At 69.6% G+C, this 13142-nt stretch carries 14 protein-coding genes; 8 read left to right on the top strand and 6 right to left on the bottom strand.

What is annotated here, in order from left to right:
• Positions 1 to 212: 212 nt before the first annotated feature.
• The gene (gene wrbA / locus BLW47_RS06775; RefSeq protein WP_091552995.1) at positions 213 to 824 is read right to left on the bottom strand and encodes an NAD(P)H:quinone oxidoreductase; all 612 of its coding nucleotides are present in this window, start codon (positions 822 to 824) and stop codon (positions 213 to 215) included.
• Between the two features lie 168 nt (positions 825 to 992).
• Here wrbA and BLW47_RS06780 point away from each other — a divergent pair, with 168 nt between their 5' ends.
• Positions 993 to 2114, top strand: coding sequence for a winged helix DNA-binding domain-containing protein (locus BLW47_RS06780; protein ID WP_091552997.1), 1122 nt, complete (start codon positions 993 to 995; stop codon positions 2112 to 2114).
• Between the two features lie 7 nt (positions 2115 to 2121).
• Here the strand turns inward: BLW47_RS06780 and BLW47_RS06785 are convergent, their stop codons facing one another.
• Positions 2122 to 2760 carry a GNAT family N-acetyltransferase gene (locus BLW47_RS06785; RefSeq protein WP_217634799.1) on the bottom strand — a complete coding sequence of 213 codons (639 nt, stop codon included), beginning with the start codon at positions 2758 to 2760 and terminating at the stop codon, positions 2122 to 2124.
• A gap of 230 nt (positions 2761 to 2990) precedes the next feature.
• On the opposite strand from BLW47_RS06785, the gene BLW47_RS06790 reads away from it, so the two are divergent.
• Complete coding sequence (locus BLW47_RS06790) at positions 2991 to 3761, top strand: TerC family protein (RefSeq protein ID WP_091553000.1); 771 nt, start codon at positions 2991 to 2993, stop codon at positions 3759 to 3761.
• Between the two features lie 74 nt (positions 3762 to 3835).
• Here BLW47_RS06790 and BLW47_RS06795 read toward each other — a convergent pair whose 3' ends face one another.
• Complete coding sequence (locus BLW47_RS06795; protein ID WP_245736484.1) at positions 3836 to 5134, bottom strand: DUF1479 domain-containing protein; 1299 nt, start codon at positions 5132 to 5134, stop codon at positions 3836 to 3838.
• A 92-nt stretch (positions 5135 to 5226) separates the two neighbouring features.
• Between BLW47_RS06795 and BLW47_RS06800 the strand changes: the two genes are divergently transcribed.
• From BLW47_RS06800 to BLW47_RS24610, 4 genes are all read left to right on the top strand, one after another.
• Positions 5227 to 6312, top strand: coding sequence for an ROK family transcriptional regulator (locus BLW47_RS06800; RefSeq protein WP_091553002.1), 1086 nt, complete (start codon positions 5227 to 5229; stop codon positions 6310 to 6312).
• A gap of 69 nt (positions 6313 to 6381) precedes the next feature.
• Positions 6382 to 7125 carry a class I SAM-dependent methyltransferase gene (locus BLW47_RS06805; RefSeq protein ID WP_091553004.1) on the top strand — a complete coding sequence of 248 codons (744 nt, stop codon included), beginning with the start codon at positions 6382 to 6384 and terminating at the stop codon, positions 7123 to 7125.
• Positions 7126 to 7459: 334 nt separating this feature from the next.
• Positions 7460 to 8704: a trypsin-like serine protease gene (locus tag BLW47_RS06810; protein ID WP_175543530.1), complete on the top strand. Its 1245-nt coding sequence runs from the start codon at positions 7460 to 7462 to the stop codon at positions 8702 to 8704.
• A 270-nt stretch (positions 8705 to 8974) separates the two neighbouring features.
• The gene (locus BLW47_RS24610; RefSeq protein WP_139307174.1) at positions 8975 to 9331 is read left to right on the top strand and encodes a hypothetical protein; all 357 of its coding nucleotides are present in this window, start codon (positions 8975 to 8977) and stop codon (positions 9329 to 9331) included.
• 319 nt (positions 9332 to 9650) lie between these two features.
• On the opposite strand, the gene BLW47_RS06820 is transcribed toward BLW47_RS24610, so the two are convergent.
• Together BLW47_RS06820 and BLW47_RS06825 are read right to left on the bottom strand one after the other, a co-directional pair.
• Positions 9651 to 10922 carry an MFS transporter gene (locus BLW47_RS06820; RefSeq protein ID WP_091553012.1) on the bottom strand — a complete coding sequence of 424 codons (1272 nt, stop codon included), beginning with the start codon at positions 10920 to 10922 and terminating at the stop codon, positions 9651 to 9653.
• The gene (locus BLW47_RS06825) at positions 10919 to 11533 is read right to left on the bottom strand and encodes a winged helix-turn-helix domain-containing protein (protein WP_091553015.1); all 615 of its coding nucleotides are present in this window, start codon (positions 11531 to 11533) and stop codon (positions 10919 to 10921) included. The genes BLW47_RS06820 and BLW47_RS06825 overlap by 4 nt, the downstream gene beginning before the upstream one ends.
• Positions 11534 to 11673: 140 nt before the next feature.
• Between BLW47_RS06825 and BLW47_RS06830 the strand changes: the two genes are divergently transcribed.
• Both BLW47_RS06830 and BLW47_RS06835 read left to right on the top strand, forming a co-directional pair.
• A complete protein-coding gene (locus tag BLW47_RS06830; protein WP_091553018.1) occupies positions 11674 to 11856 on the top strand; it encodes a hypothetical protein in 183 nt (60 codons plus the stop codon).
• 177 nt (positions 11857 to 12033) lie between these two features.
• Positions 12034 to 12486, top strand: coding sequence for a GNAT family N-acetyltransferase (locus BLW47_RS06835; protein ID WP_091553020.1), 453 nt, complete (start codon positions 12034 to 12036; stop codon positions 12484 to 12486).
• A 193-nt stretch (positions 12487 to 12679) separates the two neighbouring features.
• On the opposite strand, the gene BLW47_RS06840 is transcribed toward BLW47_RS06835, so the two are convergent.
• Entirely contained in the window at positions 12680 to 13120 is a 441-nt protein-coding gene (locus BLW47_RS06840) for a DUF6010 family protein (protein WP_217634800.1), read from the bottom strand.
• Between the last annotated feature and the right edge of the window lie 22 nt (positions 13121 to 13142).

Here is a 13142-nt window from a genome sequence, read left to right on the forward strand (position 1 = left end):
CAGTCGACGCCGACCCGACCACGAGCCGATCGGGCCGTGCTCGCCCGGACAGCCGCATTTTCCCGCTTCGCGGTCGCCACGGAACCGCATTCCCCGCTCTTGCAACAACAACCGAGAGCCCCCGGCGCCCGGTTGGTCATGAGCTCGCGGCGCGTGTCGCGCGGTGAACCTCATGATCAACACGAGCGGCGGGGGCCCCGGTGAGCTGCCGATCAGGCCCGGGAGTTGAGCCGACCGGCGATCGCGACCACGCGGGACGCCATGTGGTCCAGCGCGGCGAACTGCACGTCGGTGAGCGGGTCGGTGTTGTTGCCGCCGGTGACGTGGGAGACGCCGTACGGGTTGCCGTCGGCGAACTTCAGCGGGTCGGTGTAGCCGGGGGCGACCACGAGGCCCCCGAAGTGGTGGATGGTGTTGTAGAGCGCCAGCAGCGTCGATTCCTGGCCACCGTGGGCGGTCTGGGAGGCGGTGAAGCCGGCGTAGACCTTGTCGGCGAGCTGGCCCTGGGCCCACTGTGGGCCGAGCGTGTCGAGGAACTGCTTGAGCTGGCTGGCGATGTTGCCGTACCGGGTGGGCGAGCCGAAGAGCACGGCGTCGGCCCAGACCACGTCGTCGGCGGCGGCCCGCGGTTCGTCCTTGGTGGCCTCGACGTGCTGGCTCCACGCCTCGTTGGAGGCGATCGCCTCCTTCGGGGCGAGCTCGGCGACCTGGCGCAGGCGCACCTCCGCGCCCGCCTTCTCCCCCGCGGCGGCCAACCGCTGCGCCATGCCGTGCAGCGTCCCGGTGGCCGAGTAGTAGATGATCGCGAGCTTCACATCGCTCATGAGGACACTCCCTGTACCGGTGACGGGCCGATGCCCGACCCGCCGTTAGTTGCTTCGTCAACAAATCCACCCTTACCCGCTGCCCGACGAAGTAATCGCAACGGGTCGGAACCGGACGATCAGCGTCGGCGCACCGGGAATGTCAGAGGCGGCGCCTAGGGTGGAGCCATGGTCGACCGACACCAGGTGGTGCCGCGTCAGGTGGTGCGGCGTCAGGTGCTGAGGTTTCGGGTGCGGGCGCAGCAGCTCGACCGGGCGCGCGGCACGCTCGCCGACACCGCCCTGCTGGACATCGGCGTGCAGGACACGGGCGCGGATGGCGGCCGGTGGGCGCTCGCCGCCCGCGGGGTCGACGTGGCGACGGTGTCCGACGAGGATCTGATCCTGCTCTGGACCGTGCGCGGCGCCCCGCATCTCTACCGCCGCGCCGACGTGGCCCGGGTGGCGGCGGCGGTTGAGCCGTTCTCCGACGCCGACGCGGGCAAGCGGATCTACGACGCGGCCAAGCCGCTGAAGGCCGCCGGCATCAGCAACCTGGCCGCGCTCGACGAGGTGGCCGCGCGGATGCGGGCCATCGTGACGGCGCCGACGGTCAAGGGAGAGGTGTCCGGTCGGCTGGCCGGGGTCATGCCGGAGCCGTACCTGCGCTTCTGCCGGCCCTGCGACGCCACCCACCTGTACGAGATGCCGTTCCGGCTGGCCGCGCTGCGGGCCGGGTTGCAGCTGCGCCTCGACACCTCGCCGCCGATCCTGGAGCGCATCCCCGGCTTCCGCCGGGCCGCCGCCGCGGGCGAGCGGTTCGACCTCATCCGGGCCTATCTGCGGCTGCTCGGTCCGGCGACCCCCCGCCACGTGGCCGACTACCTCGACGCCCCGGTCCGGGACGTCAAGGCGGCCTGGCCCGACGACGTGGTCGAGGTGACCGTCGATGGGGAGCGCCGGTCGCTGCTCGCCTCCGACGCCGACGCGCTGGCCTCGGCCGACCCCACCGGCACCCGGCTGCTCGGCCCGTACGACCTCTTTCTCCAGGCGAAGGACCGGCCGACCCTGCTGCCCGACCCCGCACGTGCCAAGGAGTTGTGGCCGGTGCTGGGCCGCCCCGGCGCGGTGCTGGTCGACGGCGAGCTGGTCGGAGCCTGGCGCCCCCGCAAGTCCGGCAAGACATTGACCGTCACGGTGCAGCCCTGGCAGAAGCTGTCGACGGCCACCCGCCGGGCGGTCACGGAACAGGCCGAGCGGCTCGCCGCGCACCGCGGCGTCGCGCTGCGCGGCATCGAGGTCACCGACTGACGATCGCTCACGGCGTCCGGACCATCGTCTGCTGGTGCAGTCGGCGGCCGTCGTCCCGGATGCCGGGGACCAGCGGCGTCGGGCCGTGCTTGACGAAGCCCATCCGTTCGAAGAACCGCACCGCGCGGGTATTCTCGGCCAGGGTCTGCAGGTGACAGCCGGGTGAGCCGGCCTCCCGCAACCGGTCGAACCACCGCTCCATCAGCCCGTCGGCCACCCCGGTCCCCCGCCCCTCCGGCGCGACGTTGATGTGCAGGTGCGACGGCCACCGGGGATCGGCGAAGTCGCCGGCGACGGGCTCGCGCCGCACGCCCGCCCGGACGACGTCGATCGTGGCGCGCGCGAAGAAGGCCACGGTCCCGGGTCGGAAGATCAGCCGGTACTTCTTGATCGCTTCGCCGATCCGTTCCGTGTCGGTCGGAAAGGTGGCGCTGTCCAGGCACCCGGACAGGTAGCCGACCAGCGCGCCGTCGGCCACCGCGACGAACAGCGACTCCGGTTCGCGCTCCACGTACGGGTCGAGGTAGATCGCCGCCTCGGACTCCGCATGCCCCCACATCGAGCCGGGCGCGCCCTCGCCGGCCCGGAGGAACAGCTCCCGCAGCGGCCCACGGTCGGTCTGCACGAACGTCCGAATCTCGATCACGTCCGACCCACCCCCGCCGACTGCGCGCCTGCCTGCTCAGGGTCGCACAGCCCCGGCGACGCGGGTGCCGTCGCGGAGACGTCGTCGCGTGGTAGCTCCTCGACCTCGCTCCGAATTGCCGCAACTGCACGGATGGAGACATTTCGTGCGGTTCACATTCTCCATACAGGGAAGATCGTTAAGCTCTGCCGGGCGCGCGCGAGCGCGGCGATCAATACCAGGAGGGTGACATGGAGTGGCTGACCAGTCCGGAGCTGTACGTGGCGTTTGCCACGCTGCTCCTGCTGGAGATCGTGTTGGGCATCGACAACGTCGTGTTCATCTCGATCCTCGCCGGGAAGCTGCCAGCGGACCAGCAGAAGCGGGCCCGGACGCTCGGACTCGCGCTTGCGCTGATCACCCGGCTGATCCTGTTGGCGTCACTGTCCTGGGTGATCGGGCTGACCGCGCCGCTGTTCACGGTCTTCGGCATGGAGATCTCCGGACGGGACCTGATCCTGCTACTGGGCGGGTTGTTCCTGCTCGGCAAGGCGACGTACGAGATCCATGAGCACCTGGAGGGATCCGAGCACGGCACCCAGCGGGCGACCGCGTCGTTCGCGGCGGTCATCGCGCAGATCCTCGTGCTGGACGTGGTCTTCTCGCTGGACTCGGTCATCACCGCGGTCGGCATGGTCGACCAGCTCGGCATCATGGTCGCGGCGGTCGTGGTCGCCATGATCATCATGCTGGTCTCGGCCGGCGCGATCAGCCGCTTCGTCAACCAGCACCCCACGGTGAAGATGCTGGCGCTGTCGTTCCTGCTGCTGATCGGCGGCAGCCTCATCGCCGAGGGGCTCGACCAGCACATCCCCAAGGGCTACGTGTACGGCCCGATCGCCTTCTCGATCTTCGTCGAGTTCCTGAACCTGAGGGCGAAGGCGCGTCGGAAGAGCGCGGAGCCGGTGCACCTGCACCCGACGTACGTCAAGGAGACGACGCCGGCGGACAGCGCCCACTGAGACACGCGGCGCCGGGGGCTCACGCCTCCGGCGCCGCCGCGTCCGTTCAGGACGCCCACGCCGTCCAGCGGTGCTCAGTCCAGGCCGAGGCCGCGCCGGCCGGTGTCGTTCAGGTCGTCGAGCTGGAACCGGTTGTCCCAGCCGCGCTCGTAGTGTTCGGCCGGGAAGTCGCTCGGGCTGGAGCCCGTCAGGAAGGCCTCCCGCACGCTCGCGGCGTACGTCTCGTTGCGCGGGCACCAGGGGGCGGCCGGGATGTACATGACGTTGCCCCAGCCCTTCTGGTCCGTCACCGGCGCGACGCTGTGGATCATGTCGCAGTGCCACCAGACGGAGTCGCCGGCCCGGACGTCCGGGATGCCGGACAGGGCCCTCATCAGCAGCGGGTGCCACTTCTCGCCGGCCGGGAAGACCTGGTTGACGGTGACGCCGCACATGTCGTCGTCCGGCACGTCGGGCAGCAGCGGCCGCAGCATCAGGTACGCCATGGCCGCCGGGATCGGCACGGTGTGCAGCACGCCCTGGTCGTGGTCCATGTCGGACAGCGCCGTCCAGCCCTGGAAGGTGCGGAACGCCGAGCACATGGTGCTGCCCGGGTACTGCGGTCCGGCGGTGCGGTAGGCGGCGTCCCACGGGTCGTACTGCTCGACGCTGCCGTCGAAGAGGTGCCGGAACGCCTTCTGATAGGCCTCGGTCATCCACAGGTCGAGGGTGCCGGGGTCGAGGTGGGTGCCGAGGCCGCCCGAGTCGGCGCCCTCGGGGCGGCGGCGGATCCGGTCCGGGTAGAGCGAGTCGCGGTGCGGGTCGAACCACCGCTCACCCTCGGACTCGTGCTTCCACAGGCCGTTCAGGAACGCCTGCACGCGCGCCATCCGGTCGCTCTGCCGGGCCTGCATCTGCGCGTGCGACCAGTAGATCGGGTAGATCTCGGGTTTGGAGCCGACGCTGCCGAAGAAGTCGTCGCCGGGGCCGCGGTAGTTCTCGAAGAACCGGTTGCTGTCGACGTACTCGACGATGTCGCGGTCCCACTGCAGCGCCTGTGCGCGGGCGAAGTGCCCGCGCACGACGAGGCAGCCGCGCCGGCGCAGCAGCGCCAACTGCTCCGCGGACACCGTGCCGGCCTCGATGTCGGCGTACTCGATGACCGGCCAGATCTGCTCGCCGCGCGCGCGGGCCGCGGTGATCTCGTCGACCTCGGCGCGGATCCGGGCCTCGACGACGGCGAAGACCTCCTCGACGGTGCGGCCGGAGGCGGCGATCCGGGCCCGCAGCGCGGCCTTGATCTCGCGGATCGCGGCCCGCAGGTCGGCGGGGGTCTCCTCCCAGTGCGGCAGCGCGGGCAGGGCGGCGGCAGCGGGCAGGACGGGAGCTGACACGGCGACCACTCCTTCTAGTCAATGCTCCTTACTTGAACCGACGGTACGGGTCGACGCGCCTTCCAGGCAAGAGCCCTACCTAGAATTGGTGAATGGTTGCCGCCAAGCCGTCGCTGGAGCTGGTCCGGTCGCTGACCGACGAGCACGTGCTGCGCGCGCTGATGCGGCACCGGCGGCTGACCCGCGCCGAGCTGGCCGCCGAGACCGGCATCTCGAAGCCGACGGCCGGCGAGAGCGTACGCCGGCTGACCGAGCGCGGGCTCGTCGCCGACACCGGCGAACGGACCCCCGGCGGACGCGGCCGCGGCCGGGTCGGCTCGTACTACGCGCTGACCGCCGGCACCGGCGTCGCGCTCGCGGTGAGCATCGCGCCCGAGGGCATCGTGGCCGAGGCCGTGGACGCCTACGGCGACACCGTCGCGCGCGCCTGCCGCCCCCTCGACCGGCCGGCCCGACCCGATCAGGTCGCCGCCGCGCTGACGGCGGCCGCCGCCGAACTCGCCACCGCCACGCCCCGACTGGCGGTGGTCAGCGCCGCCGACCCGGTCGACCGCGCCACCGGCCGGCTGATCCAGCTCCCCGACGCGCCGTTCCTGATCGGCGAGCTCGACCCCGTCGCGCTGCTGAGGCCGTACGTCGACGGACCGGTCACCGTGGACAACGACGTGAACTGGGCGGCCCGCGCCGAACCGGGTCCGACCGACTTCGCCTACCTGTATCTCGGCGAAGGGCTCGGCTGCGCCGTCGTCAGCGACGGCGAGGTCAAGCAGGGCCGCACCGGTCTTGCCGGCGAGATCGCCCACCTTCTCACCGTGGGGCCGGACAATTCCGCAGTACGGCTCATCGAGGTCTTCGGGCAGCTCGGCCTGCGCCAGCCGGATTCCACCGCGATCGACGTCGACCGGGTTCTCGCCGACTCGCCGACCGTCCGGCGCTCCGTGGGCCGGGCCGTCAGCGGGGCGATCGCGGCGATCGTCGCGCTCACCGACCCGGAGCTGGTCGTCATCGGCGGGTCGTGGGGCCCGCCCCTGCTCGACGACATCGCCGCAGCCGTCGCCGACCTGCCGCGCCGCGTCCCGCTCCGGGCCGCCACCCTGACCGACGAGCCGGCGCTCGCCGGCGCCCGCGCCGACGCCCTGCACCGGCTGCGGGCGGCCATCATCGGCGCGACCACCTGACCCGATTCGCCAACGGAGGCGCCGGAAAATCGGTGGACCTGACGCATGTCGATGGGAATCGTTGTCGGCATGCGACAGGAGGACATCTGGGACGGCGACGCCGCCGCGCGCTACGACACTCCCGGCACCGGCATGTTCGCGCCGGAGGTTCTGGGGCCGACCGTCGACCGCCTCGCCGAACTCGCTGGCGGTGGACGGGCGCTCGAGTTCGCGATCGGGACCGGTCGGGTCGCCGTCCCGCTCGCCGAACGCGGCGTACCCGTCACCGGCATCGAGCTGTCACGGCCGATGATCGACCAACTGCGGACGAAGGTGGATGAGACGACGATCCCGGTGATCGTCGGTGACATGGCGAGCGTCCGCGCCCCCGGGACGTACACGCTCGTCTACCTCGTCTACAACACGATCTCCAACCTGCTGACCCAGGCCGAGCAGATCGCGTGCTTCCGCAACGCGGCCCGGCACCTCTCCCCCGGCGGCCGGATCGTGATCGAGCTCGGGGTGCCGGAGCTGCGCAAGCTTCCACCGGGTCAGCAGGCCGCGGTCTTCCACGTCGAGCCCGGCTACATCGGGCTGGACACCTACGACGTGCTGCGCCAGCACCTCGTTTCGCACCACTTCACCTTCGACGAGAGCGGACGGGCCCGACTGTCCCGCAGCCCGCACCGCTACATCTGGCCCGCGGAGCTCGACCTGATGGCGCAGGTGGCCGGGTTCGAGCTGGAGAGCCGCCATGCGGACTGGGCCGGAGCGGAGTTCACCGCCGAGTCGGGGTCGCACGTCTCGGTCTACCGCCTGCCGCCGCACCGCTGACGCCTTCCCGACGCCGGCGCAATGGTTGATAAGCATCGTTCAAAACTTCGTAACCAGGCGCCGGCAGCACAGGTACGACCAGCGGTATTCAACGCGCCCGCGCTTGTCGGATCAGGCAACACTCGCGGGAGGTAGCGCCAGTTGTCCACTGTGGTTGGACAGTACGCGAGGTCGCCGTTACGCTCCCGAGCAAGAAGCGACGACCCCCGGGGAAGCATGGCCGCGGACCCGAGGGCCGCCGCTTCTGATGTTCACACGTCTCCCCGCAGGAGGAACCATGAGAACGCGACCAAGCATATTCCGAGTCACCCGAAACAGGCGACTCAGCCTGGGCGTGGCGGCTCTAGTTGCCGTACCGATCGCGCTCATGCCGGTCAGCGGCGCATCAGCCGGCGGTGACGGGGCCCCGAGCAATGACCCTCAGTCGGTCGACAACATCGACCCGAAGATCCTTGCCACGATGCGGCAGCAGGAGGCACTGCAGCCTGCCGTCCAGGCAATCCAGGCCGAGTACGTCCGCTCGCAGGCGTCCGGCTTCACCAGCATCGCCTTCGAAGGCAACGGCTTGACGCTGCGCTGGAAGGGCACCCTGACACCCGGTATGCAAGCTGCCGTCGACACCGCACGTAAGACCGGACCGCTCAAGATCCAGCAGGCCAACTACTCATTGGCCGAGCTTGAAGCCGCAGCGGACACGATCACGGCTCGCATCAAATCTCGCGGCGGCAGCCAGATTCAGGCGATCGTCACCAACGCCGACGGCAGCGGTCTGGTGGCGGAGCAGATGCCTGCCTCCGCCGCGTCTAAGTTGTCCAGCGACCGTTCCCGTGCCGGCAAAGCTCCGCTGGCGTCAGCTAACGAGATCCTCACCGGCCTGCCGCTCAGCGTTCCGGTGAAGGTGACGACAGCGGCCGACGCGATCAAACCGATGACCAGCAGGTTGGAAGACGTACCGAACTGGAACGGCGGCGGCTACTACGAAACCTGGCGCGGTAAGGATTTCCGGATGGCCTGCACCACCGGCTACGGAGTAAGTAACGGAAGCGGTCGCAAGTTCGTTCTGACCGCGGCGCACTGCGGGAGCATTCCCGACGAAGCCTTCCAGGGCACCTCCCGCTACCGGATGGGCCCGGTTCACAGCGACCAGTGGCAGTACGACTTGATGCTCATCGACGCTCCCGGGTCGGATCGGATCTTCGATGGTACTCCGACGACCAGCAACTACAAGATCGTCAGAAGCTGGGGATACCATGCCTCCGGCGAGCTGCTGTGCCAGTCCGGTGCGACGTCCGGTACGGTCTGCGGGCTGCGTACCGAAGGCCCCACCCGTGTCCAGGTTCCGTATCCCGGAGACTCCGACGGTGACTACGGCTACATAGTCGACGGCCTTATCCGCACCACGCAGGTTGACAAAAAGACTGCCGCACAGGCAGGCGACAGTGGCGGACCGGTCTTCTCCCTCGACGGGTCGGGCGTGAGAGCGAAGGGCATTTCATCCAGCGGCGGCGGAAGTGTCCTGAACTTCCAGGACTGGGCGGATGTCATCCGACTCTTCGGCTGCTACCCGCTAGTCGGCTAGAACCGACCCAGAAAAGAGGACATGATGCCGCACCCCAAAGCGTCACACCGCACGCTCCCAAATTCCGCCAGGCGAAACAGCATCCTGCCGGTCCTGGCTGCGGCCATTGTCGTCGCAGCGACCGCCGGAGGCTGTAACAGCGCGGGCAGCAGCAACGACGGAGTGCCCGCGGCGGCGAGCGCCGGGCCGACAACCTCGGCGGCTGCGGCACCGCAGCCCACCAGTACCCCCGGGCCAGCGGCGTGCCCTACGTCGACCACTAACCGGGGAATGGACGTGCTGAAGGGGACGCGGACTGGGACTCTGGTGGCACCTGGCGCCACGACAGCACTGCTGTGCGTGTACCCGTTCGTCAGTACCGACCCAATGCCGCTCGGGAAAACACACACAGCCAAAGACCCTGCCGGCGTTGCGAAACTGCTGAACACGGCGCCGGACACACCGCCGGCACCGAATCTGGATAGCAGTTGTCTGGCCGGCGGCAAGGAGCAATACCTGTTCGTGCTGGGATACCCTAACCGGCCTCCGGCCGTGGTGACGGTAGGCTGCGGCACCGTGGAAAGCGGTGGGGTGGTGCGGTACGACGCACCACTCAAGGAACTGCTGGCGTTCTGGCCCAACCGCTGACCGGGGCGCAGCAGTAGTTCAATGCGCGCCTGAGAACGGCGGCAGTCGGCAAAGCAATAGCGCCTCGGACGAGTCGGTCGGAGGCGTTACTGCTTGCTGCCGGTCAGATCGCGTTGTTGTCCATAGAGGTCATCCTACGAACTTGTCGTGTTACTGCCGTTTAGCCGGCGGGGAAGATGCCACACACGCTCTCAACCGCTCCCGCTGCCTGAGCGAGTGAGATATGGCCTCGGTAGTGGTGGTGGATAGTACTGCTACCGGGAAGGCGCCAGTTGAAGCTCATGTCCCCAGTTGCTGCGCGGCCCCACGCGGCGGGCCATCACTGCTCGGGCAGGTTGCGCATGGTGCGCAGCGGGGAAAAGACGACCCAGAACACCCCGAGCAGGGCACCGAGGGTGGCGATCCAGAGGGCCGGACGTACCTCGATCGCGGCGCCGAGTGCCCCGCCGATCAGTGCGCCGACCGGCCGGATTCCGTAGTTGACGGTGCGCTTGAACCCGGAGACCACGGCGAGCATCGTCTCCGGTGTGGCCGCGATCTGCACCGATCCGGCCGCGATGTCGAGGACCATGACGCCCAGCGCGGAGACGAACTCGGCGGCGAACAGCAGCGCGAGCACCAGCGGCCGCGGTCCCCCGGCCAGCGGCACGAGGACCAGTGGGGCCGGAAAGACGACGAGGCCGAGGATCAGCGCGGGGCCGATGCCGATCCGGCGACTGACCGGGCCGGTGATCGCTGCGCCGAGCAGTCCGCCGAACGCGCCGGCCCCGATGATCAGGCCCAGCACGCCCGGGGAGACGTCCAGCTCGGTGGTCACGTACAGCACGAAGAGCACGGCGAACATGTAGTTGAACAGGTTGAGGGTGGTGGTGCCGAGCAGGATCGCCCGTAGCACCGCAGAGCGGGCGACGTACCGGACGCCGGCGAACATGCCCAGGCCGGGGCCGCTCTGCACGGGACGCTCGGTGACCCTTATCCGGGTCAGGAAGACAGCCGACGTCAGGTAGGTAAGCACGTCGGCGACCAGTGCGACCGGGGCGGTGAGCACCTGCACGAGCACGCCACCGATGCTCGGGCCGGCCACGTACGACATGGCTCTGCTGCCGTTGATCAGACTATTGGCGTCCACATAGTCCGCTCGCCGGACCAGGGCGGCGAACAGGCTGCTGTGCGCCACCTCGAAGAACACCGAGAGGGTCCCGACCAGGAAGGCCAGGACACAGAGCAGCGGCAGGTTCAGTGCGTCCGCCCACCACAGCAGCGGCACGGCCAGCAGAAGGCCCGCCCGACCAAGGTCCGCGATGATCATTACCTGGCGTCGGCGCGGGTACCGGTCCACCCAGGCGCCGGCCGGCAGGGAGAGAAACACGTTCGGCAGCAGCGACGCGGCGGTCAGGTATCCCATTTCGGCGGGTCCGGCGCCGATCGCGAGCACGGCCAGCAGCGGCACGGCGAGCACGGTGATCTGGTCACCGAAAAGCGACACGGTCTGCGCGGACCAGTAGCGACGGAAGGCCGTTTGCTGTAGCAGCCGCGGGATGCGCGGCCGGCGCGGCGGTGCCGGGTCGGCCAGGACGAGGGTTTCGGTCACGGCTCCGTCTCCGATCGCCGGTCATCGGGGGGCACCGGCCCACGCGGCACCGCCATCTGGATGATCTGCACCGGGCGAGACCCGGCCGGGCGTCTCGCCGGGTCGGCAGCCCGGTCGTCGTACCGGGCCAGCAGCGCGTCGACCTCCTCGGTGAGCTCGCGCAGCTCAGCCGCGGTGACGTGCAGCAGCGCGTCGCCGAAGCCGGCGGCGGCCCGCCATTCGACGGGCTCGTCGCCCCGGACCGCGAGGTAGTCCTGGGCGTATTGCACGAAGACGGCGAGCATCACGCTGTTGAGCTGGTCCGTGGCGGCCTTCATGGCCGGGTCGTCGGAGTCGTCGTCCCAGGACGTGTATCGCGTGGTGGCCCGCCAGGGCCGTTCCCGGCCGTCCGCCCCGGGAACGCGTTCGGCGAACCCGTACTTGGCGAGCTGTCGCAAGTGGAACGAACAGTTCGGCACGTTGTCGTCGAGCCGCGCGGCAGCCTGAGTTGCGGTCATCGGGCCGTCCCTGCGCAGCAGTCCGATCAGACGCAGCCGCAGCGGATGCGCGTACGCCCGCAGGGTGCGCGGGTCGGTGAGCTTGATGGAACGCTCGCGCGCCTCGTCCGTCATATTCTAAAGAATATTTTAGAAAGGTATCTCTAGCAAGCCCGGGTTGAGCTCCAGAATTCGACCGACACCGACTACCGCCTGCGGCGATGTAAGATCATCTGGTGAAGGGTCCATCTCGGAGGCTGCGATATTCGCTCGGCTTGTCAGCCTGGATCCTGGCCGGGGTAGCGCTGTGGCAGGGCTGGCCCGCCCTGCAGTGGGTGCTGACGGGCGTTGCGTTGCTCCTGCTCGTTGGGCCGCTGTGGCGCGACCGGAGCAACGATCCCAGACCGGAGACCGACTCGATCGAGAAGCGGCTGCGCTGGTATCCGAGCTGGTGGTGAACCGCGCGGCGTCACCGGACCTGGGAGGATGTTTCCTCGCTGGAAGGACGCCCGCCATGCAACAGGCCGCACACGCGGCCTGAACCACTCAGCCCCGCGAGTCAACCAAACCCCGCGCAGTCCCGCCCGTGCACGGGTCGCCAGCGGTGACAGGGTGCGCGGGAAGGAAGGACCAGGATGTCAGACCTGACGATACGGCCGGCCGCTGCGGAGGATGTCGCCGCGATTGTGGCGATGCTCGCCGACGACGTACTCGGTGCGACCCGGGAGTCACCGGACGACCTGGAGCCGTACCTGACGGCGTTCGCCGTGATCGACGCCGACCCGCACCAGACGCTCGTGGTCGCCGAACGCGCCGGCAGCATCGTCGGCACGCTGCAGCTGACGATCCTGCCCGGGCTTTCCCGCCGGGCCACCACGCGGGCGCTGGTGGAGGCCGTCCGCGTGTCCAGCTCCGAGCGGGGCAGCGGACTGGGCACGGAGCTCTTGCGCTGGGCGATCGACGAGGCCCGCCGCCGCGGTTGCCGCCTGGTACAGCTCACCACCGACCGGGCGCGGACCGACGCCCACCGCTTCTACGAGTCCCTCGGCTTCGAGGCCACCCACATCGGCTACAAGCTGGCGTTGTGAGTTCGTCGACCCGGGCCGCCGGGAATCGGCCGCCCGGGCAGCGGACTGCCGGGCCACGGGTTAGCCGTACTGCCCAGGGACGTTACTTGTAGGCGGAGGCGTTGTCGGTCAACACCCGCTCGACGACTTCGCCACCGAACGCGGCGTACCGGTCACCGGCATCGAGCTGTCGCGCACCGCTTGAACCCGCCCACTATGCCGTCGCGCCGGTCGTGGTTTCCGCTGCCCGGCTGGTATCGCGACCCCGTGGAGACCACCGCCGCAAGACGTCCTTCACGGACGGGCCGCCGGCGAAGCACCAGACGGCAATGACCGGGTCGCAGATCGCACACCCCAGCGAAGAGTGGGCCGCGAAGGGCAGGATCGGCTTGCCGTCAAGATGGTGCAGTACGTCCCAAGCGGTGTGCAGGAGCCACGCGACGCCGATCCAGCGCCAGGAGCGCAGCCCTCGGAAGGCCACATAGGTCATGCCTGCGGTGAACAGCAACTCCCATACGCCGAAGCCGCCGCCGAGGTAGGCGGCGCCGGCACCGGCGACCACGACGGCGTTGAGAGGCCGACGATGCTCGACGCGAACGAGGGAGTTCAGGGCGGCGTATGCCAGCCCGATCAGAATGGGCGCGATCACGGTCACCACCAGCACGCTAAAGCGACGG

This window comes from Micromonospora pattaloongensis (genome assembly GCF_900107255.1).
Taxonomy (GTDB): Bacteria; Actinomycetota; Actinomycetes; order Mycobacteriales; family Micromonosporaceae; genus Micromonospora_I; species Micromonospora_I pattaloongensis.